This window comes from Methanoregula sp., from assembly GCF_049518935.1.
Classification (GTDB): domain Archaea; phylum Halobacteriota; class Methanomicrobia; order Methanomicrobiales; family Methanospirillaceae; genus Methanoregula.
The window spans coordinates 1-26641 of sequence record NZ_JBEKRH010000025.1 but is presented as its reverse complement, the minus strand read 5'-3'; the positions used below and the strand labels follow the sequence as shown (position 1 = coordinate 26641).

Genomic DNA, 26641 nt, shown 5'->3' with positions numbered 1-26641 from the left:
TCCCATCCACCTCAGGGTGGCATCATCCTTTTCGGGAAGGACTTACTCACTGATGTATACATATGCGGTGCAATATTAATAAATTACGATTAAGTACCATGAAAATTCCTTAAAAGAAGAGCACGGACCTGCCGGCTCATATATCACACCCCTCAATCCCCCCGCTTCCCCGGCACAACCCCCCGCACCCCGCCTCTCGGCTCCGGCACATCCCCAACATACCGCGGGATCACATGACAATGGCAGTGCATCACCGTCTGCCCGGCCGCCGTACCGACATTGAACCCGATGTTGTACCCGGCCGGTGAAAAATTCTCCTCAATCACATCCTTACGGGAAGTAATCAACGCCATCACAGCCGCCTTCTCCTCAACGGTCGTCGAAAAGAAATCCGGCGTATGGCGGAACGGGACAACCAGCGTATGGCCACGGCTGACCGGGAAGCGATCCCAGAGAGCATAGCACAGCTCATTCCGGGCGACAATATCCTCGGCGATAGGATTACAGAACGGGCATTTCACCGGCGCCATATATCTATCTTCAGGACTTCGATATGATATTCCTGACCCCAGTACTTCACTAATTTTTAACCCGGTCTCAAGAAGAGCGTAAGATCTAAATAGGCAGCGGGCGCCGCATATGTCCAATAAACGGCAGAATGCCCACCGAATAAAGAAAAAGATTCGTTCCGTTTTGACCTCTTCCCAGACGAAGAGCCGGAAGAGATCAAAGCGAAACAAATCATTGTTAATCGATCTCGGCCCTCGTTGAACCTTTGAGAAGACCATCCATTGAAGAGCCACCCAGATATTCTTGAGGAGGAACGAGATTATCGTCAAGAGATACCGGAGCACAACGTTTCTGGAAGAGGTTTTAGCTTTTACGATGTTCCGGATACGGTATGAAGATTCGATAGCGAACCTGTTCTTGTAGACTTGGTAGACCCGTCGCGGCTTCCAATCAATACCATACACGACATATCCGAGATTCACATTCCCGAATTTCTTATTCCTTCCCTGAAGGTACTGAACATCAATTGCAAGAGTAAGATCAAGAGGTCCGGAGGTTCCCCTCATCGTGTACCGGGCATAGCGGGAATGATTCCCCCGGAGAATCTTCTTGAGTTCCTGACCGTCTTTTTTCACCGGAACAATGTGCGGGATGTTCTCCTTCTGGAGAAACGAGAGCACATCGTTTGAGTAAAAACCCCGATCAAGACAGAGTACCTCGATATTCACTTTTGCATCGTCAATAAAAACGAGGAATTTCCGGATGTACTCGACCTTTGACACTCCCTTTTTTACCGGGAGAACTGCGAGGGTCAACCGTTGGCCTTTTGTCGTGATGTAGAGCGAAACATACGAGTAAAATGTCGTTGTGGAATCCTTCATTTTACTCTTGATGACGTAATCTTTGTTTACGTCAACACACTCTCCGTAATAAGGATCATCAGTGAAATCTATGGCAAAATGATGCGATTTTCTGGGAACGAGGATCTGATCGTTTGAATAGGTGAGGATCTTTGATTGTAATGCCAGAAGTGAATCTAAATCCACCTTCGACAAATGGTATCTGACCGACGTTTCACACGGGACTTTTTCTACGGCTTTATTGATGGAATGCACCGAAAGTTTGTTTGCTGACATTCCTACAAGTGACCGAATGATTGTCTTTTGGTTTAGTTTCCCGTTGATGGAAATTGTGAGGTGCCGGTTGATTGCTTCAACTGCAATTTCGGAACAATCTTCTGCTCGGATCTCCTTCTTTATTCGGCGGGCTATTTGTCGTTTATTGGACATATGCGGCGCCCGCTGCCTATTTAGATCTTACGTTTTTCTTTAGCTCGGGCTAATAATTAGAGAAGTACTGGACCCCTGCATTGTTAATGCTGGCAGGGCTGGCCCACGCTGGCTGTGGGGTGCGTGCCCCTTTTGAGCGTCACCTCTCAATACGACGTCGGCCGGTCTGCGACGGTGATCCCCTCATTATCCCCCGGGCGCGGCATCGGGCCGGGGTCGCCGTCTCTTCAGGAAATACGGACAGCCCGGCTCCTGTCCAAAATCAGCTTTGACCCAATTCCCAGCAGATTTTGAAATACCAATCAAAATGCATTTATTGTTATAATAAAAACTAAATTGATGCAACCCGGAATAATCTGGTGATAGAATGAGACAGGAAAATGTACACTATTTTACTGATACGGAAGAGAAATTCACCAATCTGTTAATCGGGATCGGCATTCGGAAAAATGTGGCTACCGTTTTGGTATTTCTTATTAATGTACCGGAAGCCACCTCACGGGCAATCGAACGAGGGGTCGATTTACGCCAGCCCGAAGTGAGTATTGCGATAAAATACATGACGGGACAAGGGTGGATAAAAAGTCAGGATATCCCCTCCGAACGAAAAGGACGCCCGAATAAAAAATATTCCCTGGGAATCCCGGCTAAAAAAATTATGGCAACCCTTGAAAAAGCGAAAAAGGAAGAAGTAAAAAATCAACTCGCCCGCATCAGGAAAATTAAAGATTATCTCAGCTAAGGATCCTGAAAAATCCTCTTTTTCCGGATGGTTTCCCATTTTCTGTGTACCCCCGGGGAACGAGGGCCCGGCCCACGCTGGCGGTGGGGCGGCAGCCCCAAATGAAGCGTCAGACTCCCGTCACTTTCACCCCGCCAACCGGGATCCTTATCCTCACGAATCCTAAACGATAATGATACAAAGAAGAGAATGGTGAATCAGGAGGTTTCTGGTGAAAGTCTATCTTGATGTGTGTTGCTTATGCCGACCGTTCGACGATCAGAAGATGAACCGCGTTCACCTCGAATCAGAAGCCGTCAAGGAGATCCTGATGCGGTGCACACGGGACTGGACGCTTGTTACCAGTGATGCCGTACGTTTTGAAATTTCACGTATTCCTGACAGTACGCGGATGAAAAAAGCGCAGAATCTTATGGATCTGGCAAAAGAACATGTTGCAATTACAAAATCCGTTTCCCAGCGATATCATGAAATTGTGGCGCTGGGTATCGATCCGGCAGATGCACTGCACCTTGCATGTGCTGAATCTGCCGGTGCGGTTCTGCTGACGACGGATGATGCGATCATCAGAATTATTAAGAAGCACGGTAACCAGATAACTATTGAAGTCAAAAATCCCGTTGAATGGCTTATGGAGGTGAACGAACATGGAGGCAAAGACACTGAATGAAATTCACAAACAGGGTATTGAAGCACTTGTGAAAGTACTTGGACCGGTCGATGCGGTTCGGTTCCTTCAGATCTATGACCAGGGAAGCGGTGATTACACCAAAGAACGAAAACAATGGCTTGAAAAAGATCCTGAGAAATATCTTGCGGCTGTTATCGCCCACGGGAAGAAGAAGACCCGGGCATAATTTTTTTGAGGTTGTTCCGGGAATGCCCGGGCAATGATTTTCATACACTGATCCACACCTTTACTCCCCCATCTCCTCCCCGTTCCCCGCGCTCCCGTACCCCATCCCGCTCTCATTCCCGAAATACCGTTTGAAAATATTCACTCCCGCAGGGCACAGCGTATACCGCGCCTCCTTCCCCTTCCTGCTCATCGTGATAATCCCGTCGCCGGACAACTTCTTCATGTGCCAGGAGATCGACGGGCCGGCGACGCCGACCCTCTCCGCGAGATCCTTCCGGGAGACTTCCCGGCTCGTGGCGAGGATATCGAGGATCCTTCGTGTTGTCCGGTTCCGGAGGTACAGGAACACCTTCTTTTCCACTTCGCCGTACAGGCCGGTGTTCTCGAAATACCGAATGGACCTGCCGGTGCCATAGGAAACGATCTTCCTCTTCGCCCCGAGGATCAGCATGTGGTATTTCAGTGTCCCTTCTGCCACGCAGGTCAGCCGTTCCAGTTCATTGAAATTCAGGCCCGGGTGTTCTGCTATGCAGTCGTAGATCTTCTGGCGTTTCTCGTTATACGAGACGGCATTCTGCTCGACTTTCCGGTACCCGAGGACCGTCAGCAACTTCAGGAAGAAGAAGAGTTCGACCGGGTAGACGAGCACCGGGCAGAACGAGAGGGCAACTGCGATGAGCATCTCCCGCAGCGGGAGGTCCCAGAACGAGATCGGCACGGGATCCTGGGGGTCATCCGGCACTGCACCGGTCAGGCCCGGGGTCGTGCTGTATCCGCCGGTATCTGCAGCGGCGAATGGCACGGCAACCATAAAAATGAAGATGAAGAGGGCGACAGCCCTCGCATGAGAGGGTTCCATCAATGAATCTTTCTCATGACAGAATATCAGTTTTATGATTTTGTTTTAATACGTAACAAAATTATAACTCTGGGTTCCCAGGACACTCACCCCGTACACCTTGAAGTTCCATGTTCCCGGAGCAATTCCGCCCGCCCTGCTGATCTTAAGGAAGATCCTCCCGTCCGTCACGCCGTCGGCTGCATCGTAATACGGGCCGATGGTCCCGTCCGGGGCAATGGCCGTGAGCGAAAGCGAATCGGGGACATATCCCCAGTTCAGGTCCATGGTCAGGGATGCCTTTCCTGCGGGGACCACGACTGAATACCAGTTAGTCTGCCCCTGGGTGATAGACCCCGCGGTCATGGGTGACATACCCTTAGGCAGGAACAGGCTCCCGGCCGGGGTCACGGAATACCCGGCATTTTTGTCGACATTCTGTGCAGAAACTCCCGATATGAGCACGAGGGCGCAGATCAGGATTGCCATACTGGTTCCGGTAACTTTCATAGTATACCGGTTCTGCGGTTTCGGTATCCGGCACTTAAAGCTTCTAACGCAATCGTCTACACGTCAGGAATCGTGTAGAGGCGTGCGTTAGAATCTTTATATCCCCCGTCATGAAATCTCCCCCCGTGGCCTGCCGGGGGCAGCCACAAAAACAAAAGGACCGGGTTCACAAAACCACGCACGTCACTAAAACCCGGTCCCGCCCGAAGGCATGAACCCTGTTCCCATGCACCTTAACAAAAACTGAGTTGGAACATGCCTCTCGGGTGAAGCGTTTAAATGGGAGGAAAAAACATGAGAACCATGAAATTTGCCATTATCGGCCTGGTGACAGGACTCGTCCTGGCGGTTTTACTCATTATCAATCCATTTTTTTCCGGAACGTCAGGTCCTGATTGCTTTCATCAGGTGGATTATCAGTTTACCATTATTAATAAAGATCTGAACAGATCCCATGCTGTCGATATTTCCGTATACAATTCCTCTATCAGGATCCAGACCGGTGGGCATTATGATATCGCGCCAGGTAATATGACCACATTGACACTTCATCCACTGTCAGGGGGTGAGGAGAACTATTCCGTAATCTTCGTAGTTGATGGAAATATTTCATCGCAGTACGAACAACTGGCGATCTCTTCGGATTGTACAGAATCATTCAATCTCGATCCGGAAAGAGGTGTCCTCAGACCGTTCGACCTGTGGTGTGAGGGCGGTGCCTGTAAGGAGCAACTGACATCCGTTTTCCCAACAAGGTCTCAGCAAAAAACGAATTGAAACGGGTGTGATACGAAAATGACAACCAACAAAACCACCCCGTTTCTTGGATATACTCATCCGCACCATGGGACAATCATAAAAAAGACTCTGGGCCGTCCTGAGTGTCTACTGTTCCAGACTCCCGTGTGATCCAATATCCGGTAGACGATTGCGTTAGAACCATTATATACACCACAAAAAAACCTCAACGGTGGATCTCGATGAGGAGTCCTCTAACGGGTGTTGACCATGGAACGGAACAGATTGATCGTATTATTGATTACCGGATGCATTGTGAGTTTAGTCGGATTCGCCCTGGCCCAGTTTCTTCCGGCACTCGTCATCGTGGCTCTTATTATCATTGCGTTTCTCTATTCGGATTTCCAGGAATCGTATAAATCCAGCCGGAATGATCTCAAAAAAAATGCATCTGTCGCCGTATTCGTAATCGTGACCTTTTATTGCATGATAACCGGCTGGTGGATTTTCTGGGCCGGGATCACAGCCATGCTCTATATCGATGCCCTTGTTGATTCGACAAGGGAATGGCTTGATGCCCGGCACCTTGCCTACCTCGATGCATTGAAAGAAATGCAGTCACCGGGATCGGAAAACTCCGGTACTTTGCAATCCCTCCAGCAGTCGATTCTCGACTTTGAACAGCGGATGAATGCCCTGGAGAAAAATCAATGACCCCGTCTCAAAGCGGACAAAAATTTTTCGGGGTACTATGCGGCTTGGTCCTGATCCTGGTCTGGGCGACGTTGTTATTATTTGCTGATGAACATATGCTGCTGGTTTCCGGCCAGGCAAATGTCAACAGCGCCTTATTCGTCTGGATTTTTCTTGGCCCTGTTCTTTTGTTTATCGGAACCGGTATGTACTTTTCCTCGCGATCAGACTGGTCCGAAATGAAAAGACAACAATTGTATGCTGTTTTCAAAGCCGGAATCCTGGGTTTTTTCCTCTGGACCCTGGTAATGGTGCTATTTCCCGGAATTGGAACCCTCAGTGCAATCTCGCCTATGCTTCCAACGCTCGGGGGTTACCTGCTCATGCTTTTCCTTATGATGTTTTTATTGTGGAGAAGCAGGGTGCAGGTCACCGGTCACCGGAAATGACGTGAGGGGACATGATGAACAACAAAACCCTCCATTTTTTTCAATTTCGTCATGGTAATGTATATTTCCTGATTTCAATCCCCGTTGGCGAATTTGTTGCAGGACACGATTCAGGAGCAGGTCCAGATTGTATTCCTGCAGGCTTCTGCATTCTCTGCTTCCTGTAGATGGATGCGTTAGAACTATTATATATTGCGTAACGAATGTTTCTTCGTGGGCAGCCGGGGGAGCTGTCCCGCAAAGAAAGTACAGGTCCACCAGGTGACGAACTGTGTTGGATCTGATCCCACCCGAAGGATCATTTTTTCGTGGTCTGTCGGGCAAAGCAAATGGATGTGAAGAGAAAAAACGAAACCGGAATATTCAGCAAAGGCAGGCGGCCCGGGGATCATCCTGCAACATCTCTCCTGCAGTGATTGCCGCGCCCTGGGGCAACGGGCCGGCCGGGGGAACCTCTGCCCGGTTTGACAATGATGGAGCTGATAGCATACAAACCACATGCAGCAGTAAAAATTGCCGGGATTTGAACGGTCTGGTTTTTGAATCCACAGGGAGAATTCCGGAGAAGAAGAGTGATATGATCTTCTGGTTTGCCGATCATATTGACCGGTTATCAGGCCGGATAAAGAAGACGATCGGGCGGCTGGATCAGGGGATGACCTTGCTGGAACGGCGGAGGTGTTCGTGATTCCCCGGCGGGCTGCCATGGTCCAGCCGGATATTCCCCTCTTCCTTATCCCGCACGCAGTCCGGAAAGGGATCCTGAACTTTCGCGAGGAGGTGGTACGGATCGTTGTCCGAAAAGTCAACCGGCACCGGTACAATGTGAGTATCCATTCCCGGTCGGTCAAGCGGGAGCTGCGGCCACCGGTCCCCCGGGCCGGTGGCCCGGATATATCCCCGGGCCACAAAGGGAGTAGTGCATGAGCCGGGGGAGACCGTCGCGAAAGGCGCTCGATGTCGCGCTGCCGGTCGCATGGTCCCGGGGGTTTGTGACACTCTGCCGGAGAGAACGCGATAGTACCTGCGACTTCGTGATCCATGCGGCGGCATACACGTCCGTGGTCCTGGTCCAGCGGAGCCGGCGGCTCCATGGATCGGTTGCGGAGCTGGAGACACAGTTCTCCGAACATATCAGCCGGCTCCGGCTCGTACCGCGGGGCCCGGGTCGGGTCCTTGAGCTCTGGGTCGCGAGCCCGCACGGTGTGTTCCGCTTCTTCCGGATCACGGAGACAGGTCTCGTTGAGCTCCACCGCAACGGCGATCCAATAGCCGTGAACGAGTGAACTCCCGTGGGGTGGGCAGGTATTGGTTCCCGGCCCGCCCCCTTTCCGGAACGAACCACCATCGACAAAAAGGCTTGTTTTGGAGCTGCCCAAATCCGGGCCCGTATAGGGCTCCGATTGCCTGTTTCCGGAAAGAGACCGTGTCCCAAATGTAAAAACGCGTGTCTTATTCGGATCTTTATAACGCATTTTTTTGTGGATTTACGTCGTGAAATGACCATGTCCGGGACCCTGCCCTAATGGGTTCTTTTGGGCGGGCGAAAATGGGGTAAACCGTAGTTCAGCCCGATCTGACTGATAATTCCATAATAATCCCCTTTTTGGTCCTCTCTCTCCGGAGGAACAATTTTGTTCCTTCTTAAAAAAGCATATTCTTGCCCCGATTCCCCGGATATCATACAAAACGCCCCTGATTTCCGGATTTTTCATTTTATAATCAAAGCCCATCCCCCGAAACATCCCATAGTGATATGTCAAAGGGGCCCTGGAGACGGGGGGAAAAATCCCCTCCTCCGGAAAGGTCTGCGCAGGCCTTCCCGGAAAAACCCGCAGGAGATCCGCGGAGCGGATCCCCGGCAAAACAAAAAACAAGGAGGAAACACAAATGGCAGATTTCGTACAGAAAACCAACGTAAAGACCGCGGTCCGCACCCTTGCGAACCCGGTAGCAGACGTGGCGGCGTTCAACACGATCGTCGAGTCGGTCCTGGCCGGCAACCCGTTTGCCTGCGTATCGTATGTGAGCGCCGGGAAGACCCACCCCCCCGTGGAGAAGACCCGGGAAGACTATGTGGCAAAGCTCGTCTACCAGGACGCTGACGCGAAGAAGACCGGCACTGCCTCGCACTCATTCAATTCAATGGCCGGTTACACCGCCGGCATCCCGGCCCTTGCCGGTCTTGCCACGCTGAACACGGCCCACAACGGCACACCGGTCCATGATGCGGCGAACGACACGTTCTCGGCAACCGTGAAGTGCCACGACCCGAACGGGGAGATCTACAATGTCACGTTCGGCCGTGACAGCGTGAGCCTCACCTCGTACTCGGACGACAACATCCGGACAAAGGTCGACACCTGGGCAGACTCGGTGGCGGCCCTTGCCTGAGGAGGATAACGGATCTACGTGATCTGAGAAGATCCGGAGGGAGATCTGATCGTCCCCCCTTGCGCCAGCCCTGCCCCCCCGGTGGGGGGGCGGGGGCGCTTACGATGCCTCTGCATTACCTGTTCCGGGAATCTCTGAAATAAATCTCTGAATTTTCTCGGTACAGGTAATACTGCACCATTGCAACCGGGGGATGCCCACGCGGCGGGGGCGAAAGCCCCCAAGAGCGTCAAATCCCTGCCGGATTTTCTCTTATAGAATACAACAGGAGACACACAATGGAAACCGAACTTTTAGGCATCATCCTCGGGGCAGTCCTCCCGATCTACCCCCTGCTCATCGTGATCTACCAGAAGATGGGCCGGTACGACGAGATCGTGGAGGAGTTCAAACGGCTCCGGGACGAACATGAAATCGTACTGGAGGCATACCATGGTGCCTGAACCCGCGCCGGTCGCAACCGTCACCGGCCTGTACCGGGGCACCTTCTCCGGTCTCGAGCCGCTGACAAAGGACACCCCGCTCACCATGGACGAGGTCCGGCGGAACCCGGTCTTCTACGAGCTGGAACTGCAGCCCGGGCAGGAGGAAGCGGACCTGATCATCGACGTGATCTACGACAATCTCTCGCCATTCCGGCTCCAGGATCTCATGCGGGGCACCGATATCCCGCGGGGCGTCCGGTTCTGGCCGGACTGGTTCGAGATCCCGCCGTACCGGGAGATGCGGGATACGGACGGCCGGCGGGTGTACCCGCGTTCGCCGGGGATCCACACCGTCAGGATTCGTACTGCACGGAGGAACCGGACCGAGCGGGGCCTGCCACGGGACTTCAGTCCTGCCAACGGCGGCTCCACGAGCCCGGTCTTCGAACTGTCAATCGCGCCGGAGGGGAGCGATGCCCGTACCTGAAGCAGTGGGCTGCGGGATGGAATTACGATCCCACCTCACCCCCTCTGTCCTGCGGAGCTGAATCATGACCCCAGAAATCCCCGGCCCGGCGGAAGGCTCTGCTCTCACCGCATTCCGGTGCGGGCTGCTCCACGCCACCGGCGCCTTCGATCTCGCCGACCTCTCCGGTGAGGAACGGGCAGGCGTTGCAGAACAGAAGAGCTGGTTCTGGCTCGGGGAAGCGGTCATGTCCGCGTTCCTCGCCGGGATCATCGCGGTCCCGGCCGGGTGCTGGTTTGCGACACGGACCGAGCTCCCGCTTGCCGTGATCGGCGCAGCGGTCCTGTTCCTGCCGCTCTTCATCTTCCTGCCAAAACTCATCCGGCAGGCGATGCAGATCGACACGGCGGCAGCGATCGATGCGTTCGGCAAAAACGAGCATCTCCGGAAAGTGTTCTGGACGCTCTTCCTCGCGCTCGCCGGCCTCGTGCTGGCACGGATTGTTGACCCGGTGACGGCACAGGATGTGCTCGGGATGCTGGCCGGGCTGTGAAGAGATGCAGGGAGTGAGAATCCCCCTGCTTTATTTTTCAACAATCCCCGATTGGTATTTTCAACCCCCTTTTGAGCATCGTCTCTCCTGACTACCCCCGTTTCCGCGATTTCTCTCATCTTTCGACAAAGGTATCCTTTAAATGACAATAAGTAAAATATATGTTACATATCAAATCAGTATGAGAATGATAGCCAGGAACCTTGCAGCTATAGCACATGATAACCGTGAAACGGGAAGACCGGGGTCGAATCCAAAAAAAGGGAACGATAATCCGTTAAACCAATTCCGCGTGTATCAAAAATGAGGTTTTTTGACTATGGGGTGCACCGATCAGATTCGTATGCTCCCTGAGTGTAATGGTTGTTCAATGCACCGTTGAACCGTTACATTACCAGAACAGGTTACCGTACCATTTTCCAAAAAAACGCGGGGGATTTCATGAAAGGGCGATTTGTAATTTTTAGTTTCATCCTGATGCTGCTCATGGTATCTGCAGCCTGCGCCGCCTCAGGTTCAGGCAGTTCAACAACGAGCAGTTCCAGTTCGACCACAAGCAGTACTAATACGGCAACCAGCACGGCAATAGATAATTCAGCTCTTGTCACGGTGTCAAATGTCACCCTGGACCCGGGAGTTTTCTTCCCGTATGAAGAGGGTACGATTACCGTGACCCTGACAAATGCGGGTACCTCAGCAATCGGGCTGTCGGAGCCGGATATCCTGAGCAATAAGGTACATGTTGAACAGGAAGAGAATTGGGGTACAACTACGTATATCGGGGCCGGCTCAACGGTGACCTATCCGTTTGTAGTTACCGTAGATCCACCTGATGGGACCTATTACGCGTTGTTTACCGTCGGCACCGTTGGCGGCAATCCCATCCATTACCCGATCCCGATCAAGGTGAGTTCAGCTCCCCTGGAAGCCGTTATAACCGATAAACCCACTTCATTTTCACTTTCAACGCCGGCTAACGTGACGCTGAGTCTCGAAAACTGCCGCGACGCCGGGATAAAAAATATCAGGGTTACTGCTGACGGAACCGGTGTAGATGTGAGCCCTAAACAGGCCCTCATTGGATCGCTGGATGGCAGTGATGCATCGGGTGGTACTGATTCATCGGATGTTAATTTCGTGATTATCCCTCACCAGGAATCAAATGTCACGTTCTCCATCACGTACCAGAATGGTGACAATGACCATAGCGTCAACGTCACGCTTCCGATAACTATTAGTACGGACAAAACGGCAGCAGTGCCCATTCTCAACGATGTTGTCCTCACGACATCAGGCTCTGATTACGATATCACCGGTGACATCACCAATGCCGGCATTTCCAATGCAGAGGGAGTCGTAGTTACGGTCGGATCACCTGCACAAGGCGCAGGGACCTACCCGGAATATGCCATTGGCAGTATAGCCTCTGACGATTCCGGTACGTTCGAAGTAACCTTTACCAGCAATGATCTCTCCTCGGTCCCGGTGATCATCAGCTGGAAGGATTCCAGCGGTGATGATTTAAGTCTCACAAAAACACTCGATCTTTCACCCTCCGGATCCGGCAATGCAACCGGCAGCAGTTCAAGGACTTCACCCGTTTCCCCGGCGGGCGGCGGCACCGGGGGAACGGCCCGCGGCAGCTACGGGGGGGGACGTAGCAGCAGTAGCAGCAGCATGTTCGGGGGGATAACCAGCGGCAGGGGTGGCGGCATCAGTTCATTCTACCCCCTCATCGCCGGTAGTGTCATCGTTGTGATCGGTATCATCCTGTGGATTAAGCGGAAATGGATCTCTGCAAAACTGAAAAAACAGTGAGAAGGATCGGATATGACCGGTATCCCCTGTATCCAGCCTGCCGATGTGACAAAAACATATCCTCCGGAAAGCGGGGACGTTACTGCGCCCGATCAGGGTTCACACGATCTCCGGGAAAATGATTTCGTCGCGATCGGGGAAATCCCGGGTAACCTGCACAAAGACGGGAAGGCCCCGGTCCCCATGGCCCGTGATCCCGCGGCCGCTGCATATGCCCGCCGTACCCTGCGATCCGGTGACGGCAGGATCGCGGAGGAACCATGAGTGATATTTTCTTTAGCCTTTCGGTCCGGAGTGTCCGGCTGAATTTCCTGCGCTCAATGCTCGCCGCTATCGGCATTGTGATTGGTGTCGTCGCCATTGCCTCCATGGGAATGCTCGGCACCAACATGCAGCTGGAAGTAAAAGATCAGCTCTCCTCCAGCGCAAATACCATTGTCATATCAGCAGATTCTGTCAGGATGGGTCCGGTCGGGACCCGGCCTCCCTCATCTGCGGCTACCGGGATGACCAAAAGTGAACTCACGAAGATCGACTCGATTGTGGGATCAAACGGCACGGTGATCCCCATTTATTCAACAAACAGCCAGTTTACGATCAATTCAATCCCTGGCAGGGGTTCGGTCTATGGTATCGATCCTCTTGATATTTCCAGGTTCCTCTCCCTTAACCAGTCGTATGGCAACGGGACTACCCGTATTGGGGTAAATGAGGTCCTGGTCGGGGCAGAGATTGCCCAGAATTTTAACCTCAAGGTCGGAGATCGCATCAGGATTGGATCGTTCTCATCGTCGTCCCGGCCCGAGCTTCGCATTGCCGGGATCCTGAATCCCCGGGGAACCGTTGCTGATGGCGTCTCAACAGATAACGGGATCGTTGTGCACAGTCAATGGTATACTGACCAGTACGGCGGGGAAGACCAGTGGTCGCAGGTGAATGTCATAGTCAATGATATCGACAACATAGGCGACATAGAAGAGGCCATTAACGCAAAGATTAACACCAACCCGAAAACCCCGGCAGTCCGGATCAGGGATGCCACGCAACAGCTTGCGTCAGAGACCTCAGCATTGAGCACCGTGACTACGTTCATCATGGCAATCGGTGCGATCTCTCTCCTCGTTGCAGCCGTGAGTATTTTCAACGTGATGATGATGTCCGTGAGTGAACGAATTGAGGAAATCGGTATCCTGGTCTCGATCGGTACAGAACGCGGAGAGGTGCGCCGGATGTTCCTCTATGAAGCATTCATCCTCGGGCTCCTTGGTGCCGGTATCGGCGGGATCTGCAGTGTAGTTATCGGATACACCGTAGTGGAGGCAATGATGGGAACAACGGCATATTTCTTCCAGCCGGCAAGTATCCTGTACGTCCCGGCCGCCATGTCTATCGGTGTAGCGGTCTGTGTCATCTCCGGGGTGTATCCGGCATGGAGGGCATCCAACATGGATCCCATTGATGCCCTCAGGAATAGTGAGTGACATTCCCGGGGTCAGATGATACCGGGAGATGTTTGTTATTCCCGGCGGGTGTGATTCCGGAATGATCAAAAACAAACAGTTCCATTTTTTCTGGTTGATGATGCTTACCAGTACGCGGTGGCGGAGCGGAATAGTCTCTCTATCGTGAGTTTCGACAAGGATTTCGACCGGACAGAAAAAAGCAGAGTGGAGCCGCAGGATCTTTTCCGCTGACACAAGTGAACCTGCATTTATCCCGTATGCAACGGTTCATCGTCCCGGCAGTATTCCCCGGAACTCCCAAAAAAAGAATAATCCCTTCCCGCTCAGTACCCGCCACCTGAGGACATGGGGGTATTAAGGGTTGTCGGTACCATAGTCGGCGGGGTTGTCACCACCGGCACCCCCCCGGACGCGTTCGCCACGTACCACAGGTTGTTGAACCCCTGCCCGTTCGCGTCGCCCGGCTTCATATCCCCGGCATAGTAATAGAGCGGCCTGCCCATGTATGCCGTCTGGTTTACGCCGTCTGCCCGGGAGACCGTACTGAACCCTGAAGGAACAAGTATGGACGGGGCGGATACCGGATCGGCACCGAAAGCCGGCCATTTGGCAAGGCAGGTACCGTTGCATGCGCTGGCGCCCCTGGTATCCTTCGTGAAGTAATAGAGCGTCTTCCCGGAGGTATCCGTAAGGTACAGGTTGAGGTCAGGCGTACGTGCAACCATCACGGGTTCATCAGGCTTGATCACAAACCATACATTCTGGACATTGTCTCCCTTCATATCGCCCGGCATGGTATCTGCCTGGTAATAATAGAGGGGCCAGCCATGGTAGGTGGTCTGGTTCGTGCCGTCGGTCCGCGTGATGGACCCGAAGTCGGCCGGGTCAAGCTGGGAGGATACCTTGATAGTACCGGCCGAGAAGGCCGGCCAGACGACTGCACATTGGCCCTTGCAGGCACTTGTCCCGCTGGCAGGCACATCGTTTGCAAAGTAATAGAGAGTCTTTCCCTGGGCATCCGTGAGGATGGTACCCATCAGGCTGCTGGTAAGCCCGATGGTATTCGCAGGCTGCATGGCTGTCGGTGCCGGGGCAGCCGTCGGTGTCTGAACCTGCTGTTGCTGTTGCGTACATCCGGCGCTGATCAGTGCCACGGCTACTGTCAGCACAAGGAAAATGAGGGTTGTGGTTTTCACGAGCATCACCTTGATGAAGTATCCGACATTCTCCCTGCGGGAGCGATAATCCTTTGGATCATTCTCACTTTTTGGAAACTGGACGGATGGGAGGGCGGGGGTATTCTTCCCGCTCTAAAATACGTACGTTGTCCCCACCGTATTCAGGATACACCGGCCCGGCATCTCCGCCATGATCCGGTTGATCGCGTTCCAGCCGGTGCAGTGCATCGGGACTACATATGCAGGATCAATCTTCTTCATCGCGTCAATCGTAGGCCCGATAACGGGCTCGAAGAGCGGCCCGGTGAGGTGGAACCCGCCCATCACTGCATGAACGGTGTCAACCCCGGTAATCTTCCGGGCATATTCCACCGTGTTGATGATCCCGGCATGGGCGCACCCGCTGATCACGACGAGGCCTTTGTCCTTTACATTGACAACGAGCGCCTGGTCGTCGCTGATCGGATCGGGCACCCAGCGGTCTCCGACAAACATCTCCATGCCCGGGAACCCTTTCTCGAACGCGGTCGTCCGCTCCACTTCCCCGGTCACGAGCAGGTGGCCGGCAGCGAGGGCCGAGGGCTCCCTGCGCAGGAGGAGGTCCGCCCCGGCCTTTTTCAGTGCGATTGCATCGGTCCTGGGGAGTTCCACCGTGCCTTTCGGGCTGTTGAGCCTCCGCCGGAGGAAGGCATCCGGGTGGGCGATGAGCGGTACCTGCCGCCCCGCCCCGCAGAAGAACCCCGCAAGCCCGCCGGTGTGATCGAAGTGCCCGTGGCTTAAGACCACGGCTTCGACCGCGTGCGGGTCGAGGCCCAGCTGCCGGGCATTGTGGAAGAGGCAGTCCCGGGAGAGCCCGGTATCGAGCAGGACCGCGTGCTCCTTCTTCCCGGTGAAGACCCGGACGAGACAGGAAAGGCCGTGCTCGGCAAGGAGCTCGCGGCACGGGTCGAACGGCAGCCTGCGGTCCACGGGAGTCGAGGGCGGTACAAAGAGATCGATATAGTTGTCGACGAGGATGGTCACTTCAACCCGGTCGGCCGGTTTTAACAGGTTTTCCATACGGTTTCATCCTCCTTTTTTCAGTCGATCAGCAGGAGCGCCATCAGCTCCGGGTGCCCCTGGACCGGGAACCGGATCGGCATCCCTGCCTTCTCTGCGGTTTTTACCATGTTGACGCCGACGGCGTGCTCGGGGATCCGGGCCTGCGCAGGGTGGATGCAGATCCCGGCTTTCACGTTGCAGCTCTCGCAGAGCCGGCACGAGCCGTTGATGAAGGCGAGGGCGAAGGGATTGCCCGCATTGAACGCGGTCCGTTCCAGCTCGAGCATCATCGGGGCAAATGCGCCGGTGCCATTGAAATGGTCTTTCCAGAACTGTGTCGCCTGCTCCTTTTTGTCAGCAGGCGCCGCCGGGTCGAGCCAGTACCGGTAGATCGAGCAGATCACGTCGGGGTCTGCGGTCGCCGGGGAGATGAACTTCACGAGCAGGGCATACCGGTACTCGGCAAGAATCTTCCGGAACTCGTCCGGGGTCGGGACATACGGGGGGCAGGTCAGCTTCTTCCCGTAGCCGATGCACCCGGCCCGGCACTTGAGGGGTACGCGGTTCTCCACGATGACGTCTGAGGCGGGGATCACTTTTGCATCCGCCGCGCCGAGCGAGCGGGCGGCGTCGCACAGGAACGCGAATTCACCGGGGGTGCTGGTTGTGGGTTTCATGCAGGGTCAGTACCAATCTATCCTTATTCTGGATAATCATGATCGGTCGCATCCCCTGTTGTCGCCCGGGCCGGGTGTTTTGGCCGGCTCGTTCCTCCATGGGCTGGTGGGCCGCATAAAGGCGGCAGGTAACACTGGCGGAAGGCGTACTCGTACGTTCACATGCCCCCCTCTTTTTAACGGAACCCAGGGACGTAACTGCCGCTGCGAAAAAAACGCAGGGGATGCGGAATTCTCACTCTTCACCGCGTATCCGGTAGCTGCCGTCCGGCACATTGATCTCGAACCGGGCTCCCTTACCCAGCACACCCGTCTCGCGGATCGTGATGCCGGTGATCGAGAGTATTTCCCGGGCAAGGAACAGACCAAGCCCGGTATTCTTTCCGAATCCCCGTTCGAAGATCTTCTCTTTCTCCTTTGCAGGGACACCGTCGCCATCGTCCTCGCAGATGATGACCGGGTGATCTCCTGGTTCCCCTGCAGAGAACCGGATGGTGGCGATCTTCCCTCCATACCGGATTGCATTATCCATGAGGTTGTAGAATACCGTGGCGATCAGCGGGTCGGCAAAGACTTCAACGGTTGCCGGAAGATCGTTTTTCACCCTGACGTTTCCCAGCGTGACCTGCTTTGCCACAGCGTCAACGAGCGTGCGGCAGTTCTGCCAGCCCGGGGCATGGACACCAATCTCCTCATACTCCTTGGTGAACTGGATCATCGACGAGATGCGGGTTGCCGTAGTGTTGATCTTCGTGAAATACCCGCCGGATGAAGTATCAGGCTGGTTCTTTTCGAGGAATGCAAGATACCCTTTCAGTACCGTGAGCTGGTTGTTGATGTCGTGGCGGGTGATGCCGGAGAGGAGGCTGAGCTTCCTGTTGACCGTGCGTAATGCCTCCTCCGCCTGTTTGCGCCCGGTGATGTCATTGGCAATGCCCGTGAAATAAAGGATATTTCCTGCGGGATCACGCACCGTTTCACCTCTGGTGATGAGCCAGCGCCACTCACCGGAGGCATGGCGGACACGGGATTCGGTACCGGGAGATCTGTAGTCATCCGCAATGCTGCGCCGGTATATCTCCCGGACCGTCGGCAGGTCATCCGGATGGACCAGGGACAGGAGTGAGTGGCCGATGAGGTCTGCCGGGCTGTAGCCAAGCACACGGGTCAGGGATGGAGATATATACGTGAACTCTCCCGCGGTGTTGAGCGTATAAATGATGTCACGGGTATTCTCTACGATCAGCCGGTACTTTTCTTCGCTTTCTGCAAGCGCCAGCTCGGCCCGTTTGCGTTCGGTGATGTCGCGGAATGTGCCCTCGATCCCGGTGATATTCCCCGCAGCATCGTAACAGAGGTGGCTGCGGGTGGCGACAACAACCATCGAACCATCCTTTCTCCGGAGATGGCTCTCGTAATCGGTCACGCTCCCGTTGCGGGTGATCTCTTCAAGGAACAGTTTCCGGTCAGCCGGGTTGAAGTAGAAACTGTCCCCCCTCCTCCCGAGGCATTCCGCGAGCTCTGAATACCCGAGCAGCGTTGCCAGTGACCGGCTGGCCCTGATCAGTATGCCTTTCATATCACTCCGGTAGTATACGTCCTGCATCTGGTCCAGCAGGTTCGTGTATTCCCTGTTCGCGACAACAAGACTCTCTTCCATCTTCTTCCGATCGGTGATGTCGTTAATAACGCCGAATACAATGTTCCGTTCGGGATCGTACTCTGCTACAGAATGGATGTCCAGGATGGCCCCGTCAGACCCCCTCCGGATCTTAAACTCTATATTATAGGGAGATTTTCCTGCAGTGAGATCCCTCAGGGCAGCATCGAGAAGAGGACGGTACTCGGGAAGGGGAATTTTCTGCACTTCTTCGAGAGTCCATGCCGGTCCTTGCAGACCGTAAAGGATCTGTGCACCAACCGATCCTTCAAATGCATTCTCATTCAGCCATAACTCCCAGTTGCCGGACCCTCCGATTTCTTCAGCCCGTTTCAGCTGTGATTCGCTTTTCCGGAGCGTGTCCCCGCTCTCCCGCAGCAGCTGCTCGTCCTGCTTCCGGCGGGTGATATCACGAAGGATGACGAGGCCGGCAAAATTATTGTTGTACCGGAAGGTAGCGACAGCCGATTCGATATTTACCGGGGTACCATCCATTTTCAGGTACACCGTCTCCTTGAGCCCGACGGGTTTATGTTCACCTACTACAACCCGTACGCGTTCACGGATCCCCTCGTGGAATGACGGGTGGATCCGGTCATAGAGCGGCATCCCGAGCAGCTGATCGGCAGAGCCTGCTCCCATCAGCCGGACCATGGCGGGGTTGACATAGGCAAACCGCTCCCCCACGGAGATATAAATGGCATCAGGTGCGCTTTCCACGAGCGACTGGAAATTTTCCTCGCTCTCCCGGATCAGTTGTTCGCTCCGGGCCAGTTCGTCATACTGCTCCCGCAGCTCTTCCTCTGCGGCGGTGAGTTGCTCATAGGCCGCCCGGAGCTCCGCCTCCGCCTGACGTTTCTGCACGGCCTGGCGGATCTTGTGCGTAAGCTCGGTAAACTGTGCCATCGGATCCCCGCCTTTCTGGATGTAGAAGTCCACGCCGGAGTTGATGGCCTCGATAACAACCTCTTCCCGTCCCCGCCCGGTGAACAGGATGAACGGGATGGTATTTCCCGAAGTTCTTACCTTCTTTAAGAATGCAATACCATCCATCTCCGGCATCTGGTAATCCGAGATGATGGCATCGTAGGTCTTTGCATTCAGCAGGGCAAGCGCGGCCGGGGCAGAGTCAATGGTGTCAACGCGGAACTGCCCGCTCTGCTCAAGGAAGAGTTTTCCGATCTCGAGCAGAGCATCCTCGTCATCGACATAGAGGACCGAGTAAATGATATGACCTTCGCGAATGGCAATTAGACATTCCCCTATCCGATTAATAATAGTTCTTTTATTACCCGTCCCGGGAAAACGGATTTCACCGGCAGATCTCCGGAACCGGGGGGTGTACTGCCGCCCCGCCGGGGATGGGTGCGTTCAGCGTTCAATTACGGGCGCTGGTTCTGGAAGTACGGAATCTGTACCGGCCTTAAAAAAACCGGCCACAAAAAAACAATCTGCCCGTAGCGGGCAATCGCCCCGGCAGCCACTCTTTTTTACCCCGCACTTCCGGCCAGATTCCCCGAAACTGCTATTGTTACGCCGTGAAAGTAAACCCGGTCGCCCCCCTCTTTTCATAAATCTGCCGGCGGTTTATTTGAAAATTTCTCTGCAAATACCCGTGGTTTCGTGTCCAGCGCCGGGGGCCGTGCACGGGCCGATCAGGAGATAAAGGAGAACGACAGACAGAATGCTGATCACCATCTATGAGCAGAAGACCCCCGGTACGACACGGCAGCCCCTCCATCAACATGGAAGCCATAGCCTGGGATGCCATGAAGAAGTACGGTTTCCGAGCGAGTTTCGGGAATGCCGTGATACAGGAAGCGAACGCGATCGATCCAAATGCAAAAAACCCGTCCTGGCATGATGCGCAGGACCTGCGGGAGCTCCTCTGGTCCTCCATCGACAACATCGACTCAAGGGACCTCGACCAGATGGAATACTGCGAGCGGGAGAAGAACGGTGAGATCCACGTGCAGGTCGCGATCGCGGATGTCGACAGCCGGGTGCCGAAGAACTCCCGTATCGACCAGTATGCCGCCTATAACGGGGCCTCCATCTACCTCGATGTCCATACCTTCCCCATGCTGCCGGACAAGCTCTCGGCCGGCATCACGTCCCTCCTGCCCGGCAAGGATTGTCCTGCGATGATCGTGGACTACTGGGTGCTTTTGGACGGCACGATACGGTACGGCACCGTGTACCGGGCGATCGTGGCCAACAAAGCGAAGCTGGTCTACGAGCAGGTGGGTGCCTGGCTTGAAGGGACCGGCCCCATGCCGGAGAATGTGGAGGCCGTCCCCGGCCTCGAGGCGCAGCTCCGGCTCCAGAACGAGGCGGCGGTCCGGCTCCGGCAGCGCCGGACCGGGCAGGGAGCACTCGCCCTCGAGACGATCGAGGCGCAGGCGGTGTACGAAGCGGGCGCGGTTAAGGACCTCATAGTCCTCGAGCTGAACGCGGCCCGGTCCCTCATCGAGGAGTTCATGGTCGCGGCAAACCGCACGATGATGGCCTTCCTCTCCGCGGCCGGCATCCCCCGGATCGAGCGGATCGTCCGGACTCCCCGGGACTGGGAAGGGATCGTGCTGACGGCTGCCGCACTGGGAGAGACCCTGCCTGCGCAGCCCGACGTGCAGGCCCTCTCAAAATTCCTCGTGGCCCGGCGGGCCGCCGATCCCGAGCGGTTCCCCGACCTCTCGCTCACGGTCGTCAAGCTGATGGGGCCCGGGGAGTATGCCCTCCTCGCGCCCGGTTCCGCGCCGATCGGGCACTTTGCCCTCGCAGTGACCGATTACACCCACGGCACCGCCCCGAACCGGCGCTACGTGGACCTGGTCATCCAGCGGCTCTTAAAGTCCGTGATCGACAAGAAGCCCAGCCCCTATCCGGTGCAGGAACTCGAGGAGCTCTGCGCCTGGCTGACGGACAAGGAGAAGGCCTCCAAAAAGGCCGAGCGGTTCATGCGCAAGGCGGCAGCGGCGGTCCTCTTAAAAGACCAGATCGGTAAGACGTTTGTCGGCCTTGTCACCGGTGCTTCCGACAAGGGCAGTTATGTCCGCCTCTCCACGCCCCCGGCCGAGGGCCGGGTGGTCGAGGGCGAGCGGGGTCTCCGGGTGGGCCAGAAGATCCGGGTGAGGCTGCTCGGGACGGACCCGTTCAAGGGTTTTATCGACTTTGCCTTTTCCGGCAATGCTTAACATCCTTTTTTTCAGGGCAGTGAGGGTTCCATTCCTGTGAGTACCCGGCAACCTGCAGCCCGGGCTCTCCGGGAAGAACACCCCCGCACGGGAAACAATCGGTGAGCCCGGTATTTACCGGGATAAGAGCCGGGTGAGGAGCGCATCGATATCCCGCCAGACCGCGTCTCCCATGCTGTTTGCGAAAATCCGGTAATCCGCCCGGGCCTGGGCGAGCTCCTGCGCCTTCTTCTCCACGACAGGGCGGAGCATCACCCGTTTCTTGAGTACATCCTGCTGGATCCGGGACAACCTGCCGATCCCCTGCACCAGCTCCCGCTCGACCGGCTTCATCAGCGGCTGGTACTTGTGTACGAGCGCCCGGACATCCGTGTTCTCCACGCCCCGCCCGGGATCGAACAGGAATGCCTTCTCCACGCTCTCCCGCCATGCGATCAGCCCGCCCGTCTGGGAATTGTCCAGCCGCGGGACGCGCCGCAACCGGGCGAGCGTCACGTCCGCCGCGGTCAGGATGCCGGCGGACTGCAGGACCGTCAGCCGGGCAGCCCCGGTATGGGGCGGGGTACCCGCGGTAACCCGGTGCCGGGCAAGGAACTGCTGCAGTTGCCGTTCCCGCACTGAACTCTCGAGGCCGGCAAGGCCGCTCCGGTACTGCCGGTCGATCTCCTCGTACTTCTGCCGGAGGTCCCGCAACCGGCCCAGCTGGGACCGGAAAGTCTCCTCTCCTGCCTCATCGGTCCATTTCCGGTTCCACAACTTCCCCATGTACTCGGCGGTCTCGAGGGCGGCCTTCCGCCGTTTCCTCTCCTTTGCCTCCTTTCCCGGGAAAGCGAAGAGTGCGATCGCAGAGACGAAGAGGAACAGAATTTCCAGGGATGTCATGATATCGGGGTTAAACTCGCTCGCCACGAGCATCAGCAGTCCGCCCAGTGCAAGCCCCGCGCCGGCTATCCGGCGGAATTTCCGGAGATCGAGCGACCGTTCGAGATCACGGGTCAGCTGGGAAGGCCGGGGATGGTAGATGTCCGGGGTGATCACCGGGATCGGGCCCGGGGGCCGGATCGCTTCCAGTTTCTGCCACTCCCGCTTCAGGTCGATCTTCGTAATGCTGTCGGCACTCAGGAAGAGCAGGACCCCGGATTCTTCCTCCAGCCTGCACCATGGGCAGGAGGAGAGGCCGGCGTAGTAGTGGTGGACCGAATCGGCACTGCACCTGCGCAGCTTATTCTCGAGGGGGTCCAGGATGTCCCACCAGTCCCCGGCCCGGGGCCGGCCAACGGGACTGGTCCCTCTCTCGGCAAAGGCCCGCTCGAAGAGATCGGCGAGCTCGCCCGGGACGATCGCAAGGCCCACGGAGTTGGGCGGGGGTGCAATCGCTTTGGTATGGGCATGCTTGCTGTACGCGAACCGGAACTCGGCGATCGCCTTCCCGATGGGCATATCCTCTTTCCCCGAATAGACCCCGGCATAGGGATGGCGGCCGAGGAAGAGGAGCTGGAAGATCAGGATTGCCAGCCCGAAGTTGTCGTGGTTCCCGGTCCGCTCGAGCCGGAAATGGCCGGACTTCTGGATCTCCGGCGGCGTGAACTGCGCCACGCCCACTTCGCAGCAGTAGAGCTGGTCACGTGACCTGACCTGGAACGAGTCGCAATCGATAAGGCGCACGCAGGCCCGCTCGTTCACAAGGATATTGCCCTCGTTGACATCGCCGATCACGTACCCGTACTGGTGGATCACGTAAAACGCCGCCGCGAGGTTCTTGGCCGCACGGACGAGGAACCGCCAGTCCGCGTGGGGAAATGTCTCTTTCCGGTGCGTGGGGCCGTACACCTTGTGGATCGGCTCGGCGTCGGCGATCTTTGGCATCAAGAACCCGACCACCGGCCCGCCCGGGCGGGTGGAGAGCACATCGGTCGGCCACGCCGAGATGCCCTTGAGGTCCTCGTTGCACCCCCGTGCCATCAGCCGCAGTTTCTCCTGTTTCTTCTCGTCGAGTGGCTTCTTGTATATCTTGGCAACGATCGTCTTCGGCGACATCAGGAGCTCGTACACATCCCCCTCGCCCCCGCTCCCGATCTTCTTCCCGAGGCGGATGACCGTGCCGCCACTATCGTAGAACGGGGTGACGGGTACCGGATCCATGATCAGTCCTGCACGAGCACGGCAAGCACGAGGGTCTTGTCATCGTCGCTCCGGGCCGAGACATCGTCCCGGGTGAGAAAACCGCTGAGATTCCGGGAGAAGTCCAGGAAACCGCCTTCCGGGTGTTCGCGGAGCGCATCGAAGAGCGGCCGGAAGAATCCCGCATGGGCCTTCTTCTGCGCAAAGGAGAGGGCAAGGTTCTGTACCCCGTCTGTGAAGAGGGCGATCTCGGCGGGAGCGGAACTGAAGTGCCGGATACCCAGGTGATCGGAGAACTGGTCATCCGTGGCAAAAAAAGTCATATTGGCGTACTCGCCCTGCTCGGGCCAGAAGATCGTCTCGTACTCCCCGCCGTCGGCACTCACTACGATGGCCCCGTCCCCGATCTGGAAGAAGAGGGTATGGCCCTGCCCGGCCACCACCCCGAGCAGCGTGCAGGCATAATCCTTCAGTCGTTTCTCCTTTGCAACCGCTTCCGCAGCGATCGCCGAACGCGAGGCGCCGATCCACTCCCGGATCTCCCCGTCGGTGATGCAGGAGAGATCCCCGGTCTTCCGCAGCGTGTCGGTGATGCGGTCGTACATGCACCCGCACGCGAGCTCCGCTCCCTCCCCCCCGTGGGTTGTGCTCCCGGCTCCGTCAGCGACAATCCCGATAAAATATTCGTTGTCCCCTCTACGGATGCACCCGGCCCGGTGGCAGTCCTGGCCGCTCTCACCGCGATCCGCGTGCGATCTTCCCGTGACAGATGATCCCGTGATCTTCCATCTCATATCTCACTCCAGCCAAGGGGTGGAGCGAGGAGAATTTTGTCGCCGGGATTGGACCGGGACGCAGACTTCATGGAGTTGGAGAGCCACTGGAAGAACTCCCGGAACTTCAGGCCCTGGAGTTTCACCGGCTCGCGGACCGAGAGCTGTTTGAGGATCTTCATGTCTGCCCTGTTGACGCCGATGGCGAAGAAGGCAAAGGATTTCGCCTGTTCGCCCTCCCGGATCAGGGCCGCCGCGCTCTTCCATTCATCGGTCGGCTCTCCGTCGGTGATCAGGAAGATCCAGGGCCGGTAGAACGAGATGCCGTTTGCCCGGTACTGCTCTTTCCGGCTCTTAATCAACTCGATACCCTTCCTGATTGCCTCTCCCATGGGAGTATCGCCCACGGCCTCGAGCTGGGGGTCGAAAAAGCACTCGGCGGTGGTGAAATCGCTGATGATCCGGACCGGGCCAAACGAGAGAAGTGCGACCTCGACCCGTTTTATTGCAAGGGAGTCGGTCTGCAATTCGTTATAGAAGGTTTTCAGGCCGGTATTCAGTTCGGCGATCGGCTCGCCGGCCATGGAACCCGAGGTATCGAGCAGCAGCAGGCAGGGGCACCGGGGCTCCGGGTTCTCCGCGAATGTCACTGCTCCCAGCGGCTGCTGATCGAGATAGTTATTGTCGCTCATATCGTCTCTCCATAAAATAACTGGTATATGACTATCTGTTGCGTAGCTTCTATTTTGGCGTTCTTTGGTATTTCGCCTTTTTGTTGAGAGCTCAGGACCTCCCGTTTCTTTGAATAATTGTGAGATTGACACCCCGATTCCTGAGAATAGTGAAGTTCTCCGGGTTGCTGGATCGCAAGGTGATATGGCACGAGATGAATATGTGCAGATAACCCCACGAAAAAGAGATTTATTTCCCAGCCCCCTCTGCCAGCCACCCCGTCCCCGCCCGCTCCAGGAACCGTGATGTCCGCTCTTTTGGCTGTGCATGTGTCTTGTAATAGGCAAGCAGGTTACGGACAAGATCCAAAATCTCATCGGATGTCAGACTGGTCGCGACCTGCTCTCCCTGACGGGTGTTGAATCCACTGTGCCCTCCGAAAAATAGGGTCCAGCCCTTTGCGGTGCCCATGATCCCGATATCCCGGACCCGGCTCTCCCCGCAGCACCGTGGGCATCCGGAGACACCGATCTTAATCTTTGCCGGGAACTCTTTGCCCGCGTATTCATCAGAGATTTCCCTGGCGAGACTGAGGGAATCCTGCGTGCCGTTCTTACAGTATGCAATTCCCGGGCAGGACTGGACATACCGGACACCGGGGGTGATGGATGCCGACCCGATGCTCCCCAGTTCCCTCCGCACATCTGCAATATCCTGCTCCTGCACGCCGACAAGCAGGAACCGTTGCCCGGAGGTGATCTTGATGAGGGGGATGTGGAACTCTTTTGCAACCCGGGCGATTGTCTCGAGATCTTCCGGCGTTACGACGCCGGCAGGGATCCGTGTCTGGATCGCGTAGGTCCTGCCATCCCGCTGGAGTTTTGCACCGTACGTGGTATCGGTCATCTTCTGGTCAGGTACACTTGGCCGTTGTAACCAAGAATTCTTTGGATGCTACCGTATGGGGCAATGAAATGAATTAGCGGAACGCAGGTAATTCCCGTGATTCGCGATGAACGATATGAATGCAGATCAGTATCGAAAAACCCGGGAAGCTTCGTTCTTTCCACGACAGCGGAAATACGGTGAATCCTCTTCAAAATACGGATAGCTACGTTCTCCTCAAGGCTCGGGTCTGGTGACCCTCACCACATTCTCGTTTATCAGGTCTTCGACCTTCGGCAAATCGAAGAATCCAGATGGATTCTCCTCACGTTTCGGATCTGATGACATTCGATACAGCGAAGACTCTGATGAGTCTTCTCGTTAGATGTAGGGGTTCCGGAGAGCCTTGCCTACACCGAAGGTCTTGCGGGCCTCGAGAGTTGCCTTGTTCTTCGTGATCTTCTCGTTTGCGAGCTTGGACACGAGTTCAAGACCGGGCTTGACCTTTTCCATGGGCTGTGTCTCGAAGACACCTGCTGCCATTGCCTTTGCCCAGACGGAGTCTCCGATCTTGGACCTGACAAAGACGGTGCTCCATCCATCGGGGCTGCCGACGGAGCCGGTGGAGATGTCACCGAGGTTGGCAACGTAGTCAAGGCAGACGTGGCAGCCGGGCTGCTCGTACTTGTGGGT

General features: G+C 55.9%; 29 protein-coding genes. 17 read left to right on the top strand and 12 right to left on the bottom strand.

Annotated elements, in window-relative coordinates; translation table 11 throughout:
- Positions 1–152 precede the first annotated feature (152 nt).
- The gene (locus ABSE13_RS11685) at positions 153–1799 is read right to left on the bottom strand and encodes an ISH3 family transposase (RefSeq protein ID WP_424028692.1); all 1647 of its coding nucleotides are present in this window, start codon (positions 1797–1799) and stop codon (positions 153–155) included.
- 367 nt (positions 1800–2166) lie between these two features.
- Between ABSE13_RS11685 and mreA the strand changes: the two genes are divergently transcribed.
- From mreA to ABSE13_RS11670, 3 genes are all read left to right on the top strand, one after another.
- Positions 2167–2541, top strand: a complete 375-nt coding sequence (gene mreA, locus ABSE13_RS11680; RefSeq protein ID WP_424028691.1) for an MreA family transcriptional regulator — start codon at positions 2167–2169, stop codon at positions 2539–2541.
- A 211-nt stretch (positions 2542–2752) separates the two neighbouring features.
- Positions 2753–3211, top strand: coding sequence for a type II toxin-antitoxin system VapC family toxin (locus ABSE13_RS11675; RefSeq protein WP_424028690.1), 459 nt, complete (start codon positions 2753–2755; stop codon positions 3209–3211).
- Positions 3189–3398, top strand: a complete 210-nt coding sequence (locus tag ABSE13_RS11670; RefSeq protein ID WP_424028689.1) for a hypothetical protein — start codon at positions 3189–3191, stop codon at positions 3396–3398. Before ABSE13_RS11675 ends, ABSE13_RS11670 begins: the two co-directional genes overlap by 23 nt.
- A 60-nt stretch (positions 3399–3458) precedes the next feature.
- On the opposite strand, the gene ABSE13_RS11665 is transcribed toward ABSE13_RS11670, so the two are convergent.
- Positions 3459–4259: a winged helix-turn-helix transcriptional regulator gene (locus ABSE13_RS11665; RefSeq protein WP_424028688.1), complete on the bottom strand. Its 801-nt coding sequence runs from the start codon at positions 4257–4259 to the stop codon at positions 3459–3461.
- Between the two features lie 45 nt (positions 4260–4304).
- A complete protein-coding gene (locus ABSE13_RS11660) occupies positions 4305–4748 on the bottom strand; it encodes a PPC domain-containing protein (RefSeq protein WP_424028687.1) in 444 nt (147 codons plus the stop codon).
- A gap of 294 nt (positions 4749–5042) precedes the next feature.
- On the opposite strand from ABSE13_RS11660, the gene ABSE13_RS11655 reads away from it, so the two are divergent.
- The 13 genes from ABSE13_RS11655 to ABSE13_RS11595 all read left to right on the top strand — a co-directional run bounded on the left by ABSE13_RS11655 (position 5043) and on the right by ABSE13_RS11595 (position 13978).
- Positions 5043–5525, top strand: coding sequence for a hypothetical protein (locus ABSE13_RS11655; RefSeq protein WP_424028686.1), 483 nt, complete (start codon positions 5043–5045; stop codon positions 5523–5525).
- A 231-nt stretch (positions 5526–5756) separates the two neighbouring features.
- The gene (locus ABSE13_RS11650; protein WP_424028685.1) at positions 5757–6200 is read left to right on the top strand and encodes a hypothetical protein; all 444 of its coding nucleotides are present in this window, start codon (positions 5757–5759) and stop codon (positions 6198–6200) included.
- Positions 6197–6628, top strand: a complete 432-nt coding sequence (locus ABSE13_RS11645) for a hypothetical protein (RefSeq protein ID WP_424028684.1) — start codon at positions 6197–6199, stop codon at positions 6626–6628. Before ABSE13_RS11650 ends, ABSE13_RS11645 begins: the two co-directional genes overlap by 4 nt.
- 684 nt (positions 6629–7312) lie before the next feature.
- Positions 7313–7555, top strand: a complete 243-nt coding sequence (locus ABSE13_RS11640) for a hypothetical protein (protein ID WP_424028683.1) — start codon at positions 7313–7315, stop codon at positions 7553–7555.
- On the top strand, positions 7552–7914 hold the full coding sequence (locus tag ABSE13_RS11635) for a hypothetical protein (protein WP_424028682.1): 363 nt from the start codon (positions 7552–7554) through the stop codon (positions 7912–7914). The genes ABSE13_RS11640 and ABSE13_RS11635 overlap by 4 nt, the downstream gene beginning before the upstream one ends.
- 604 nt (positions 7915–8518) lie before the next feature.
- Positions 8519–9022 (top strand): hypothetical protein, encoded by a 504-nt coding sequence (locus ABSE13_RS11630; RefSeq protein ID WP_424028681.1) that lies wholly within the window; start codon positions 8519–8521, stop codon positions 9020–9022.
- Between the two features lie 278 nt (positions 9023–9300).
- Positions 9301–9465, top strand: a complete 165-nt coding sequence (locus ABSE13_RS11625; RefSeq protein ID WP_424028680.1) for a hypothetical protein — start codon at positions 9301–9303, stop codon at positions 9463–9465.
- On the top strand, positions 9455–9934 hold the full coding sequence (locus ABSE13_RS11620; RefSeq protein ID WP_424028679.1) for a hypothetical protein: 480 nt from the start codon (positions 9455–9457) through the stop codon (positions 9932–9934). The genes ABSE13_RS11625 and ABSE13_RS11620 overlap by 11 nt, the downstream gene beginning before the upstream one ends.
- A gap of 64 nt (positions 9935–9998) precedes the next feature.
- Complete coding sequence (locus tag ABSE13_RS11615) at positions 9999–10466, top strand: hypothetical protein (RefSeq protein WP_424028678.1); 468 nt, start codon at positions 9999–10001, stop codon at positions 10464–10466.
- A 441-nt stretch (positions 10467–10907) separates the two neighbouring features.
- Positions 10908–12284, top strand: a complete 1377-nt coding sequence (locus ABSE13_RS11610) for a COG1361 family protein (RefSeq protein ID WP_424028677.1) — start codon at positions 10908–10910, stop codon at positions 12282–12284.
- Between the two features lie 12 nt (positions 12285–12296).
- Entirely contained in the window at positions 12297–12548 is a 252-nt protein-coding gene (locus tag ABSE13_RS11605) for a hypothetical protein (RefSeq protein ID WP_424028676.1), read from the top strand.
- Complete coding sequence (locus tag ABSE13_RS11600; protein ID WP_424028675.1) at positions 12545–13765, top strand: ABC transporter permease; 1221 nt, start codon at positions 12545–12547, stop codon at positions 13763–13765. Before ABSE13_RS11605 ends, ABSE13_RS11600 begins: the two co-directional genes overlap by 4 nt.
- A gap of 90 nt (positions 13766–13855) precedes the next feature.
- The gene (locus ABSE13_RS11595) at positions 13856–13978 is read left to right on the top strand and encodes a PIN domain-containing protein (RefSeq protein WP_424028694.1); all 123 of its coding nucleotides are present in this window, start codon (positions 13856–13858) and stop codon (positions 13976–13978) included.
- Positions 13979–14070: 92 nt separating this feature from the next.
- On the opposite strand, the gene ABSE13_RS11590 is transcribed toward ABSE13_RS11595, so the two are convergent.
- From ABSE13_RS11590 to ABSE13_RS11575, 4 genes are all read right to left on the bottom strand, one after another.
- A complete protein-coding gene (locus tag ABSE13_RS11590) occupies positions 14071–14943 on the bottom strand; it encodes a hypothetical protein (RefSeq protein ID WP_424028674.1) in 873 nt (290 codons plus the stop codon).
- A 114-nt stretch (positions 14944–15057) separates the two neighbouring features.
- Positions 15058–15984 carry an MBL fold metallo-hydrolase gene (locus ABSE13_RS11585; protein WP_424028673.1) on the bottom strand — a complete coding sequence of 309 codons (927 nt, stop codon included), beginning with the start codon at positions 15982–15984 and terminating at the stop codon, positions 15058–15060.
- Between the two features lie 20 nt (positions 15985–16004).
- On the bottom strand, positions 16005–16643 hold the full coding sequence (locus ABSE13_RS11580; RefSeq protein ID WP_424028672.1) for a DUF2284 domain-containing protein: 639 nt from the start codon (positions 16641–16643) through the stop codon (positions 16005–16007).
- A gap of 235 nt (positions 16644–16878) precedes the next feature.
- On the bottom strand, positions 16879–19530 hold the full coding sequence (locus ABSE13_RS11575) for a PAS domain S-box protein (protein WP_424028693.1): 2652 nt from the start codon (positions 19528–19530) through the stop codon (positions 16879–16881).
- A gap of 473 nt (positions 19531–20003) precedes the next feature.
- Between ABSE13_RS11575 and ABSE13_RS11570 the strand changes: the two genes are divergently transcribed.
- Positions 20004–21497, top strand: coding sequence for an RNB domain-containing ribonuclease (locus ABSE13_RS11570; RefSeq protein WP_424028671.1), 1494 nt, complete (start codon positions 20004–20006; stop codon positions 21495–21497).
- Positions 21498–21611: 114 nt separating this feature from the next.
- Here ABSE13_RS11570 and ABSE13_RS11565 read toward each other — a convergent pair whose 3' ends face one another.
- The 5 genes from ABSE13_RS11565 to ABSE13_RS11545 all read right to left on the bottom strand — a co-directional run.
- A complete protein-coding gene (locus tag ABSE13_RS11565; RefSeq protein WP_424028670.1) occupies positions 21612–23639 on the bottom strand; it encodes a helix-hairpin-helix domain-containing protein in 2028 nt (675 codons plus the stop codon).
- Positions 23640–23641: 2 nt separating this feature from the next.
- Positions 23642–24412 (bottom strand): PP2C family serine/threonine-protein phosphatase, encoded by a 771-nt coding sequence (locus ABSE13_RS11560; protein WP_424028669.1) that lies wholly within the window; start codon positions 24410–24412, stop codon positions 23642–23644.
- On the bottom strand, positions 24409–25083 hold the full coding sequence (locus ABSE13_RS11555) for a vWA domain-containing protein (RefSeq protein ID WP_424028668.1): 675 nt from the start codon (positions 25081–25083) through the stop codon (positions 24409–24411). The genes ABSE13_RS11560 and ABSE13_RS11555 overlap by 4 nt, the downstream gene beginning before the upstream one ends.
- A gap of 229 nt (positions 25084–25312) precedes the next feature.
- Positions 25313–25969 (bottom strand): ferredoxin-like domain-containing protein, encoded by a 657-nt coding sequence (locus ABSE13_RS11550; RefSeq protein ID WP_424028667.1) that lies wholly within the window; start codon positions 25967–25969, stop codon positions 25313–25315.
- Positions 25970–26329: 360 nt separating this feature from the next.
- On the bottom strand, positions 26330–26641 hold a 312-nt coding region (locus ABSE13_RS11545), incomplete at its 5' end, for a Coenzyme F420 hydrogenase/dehydrogenase, beta subunit C-terminal domain (protein WP_424028666.1).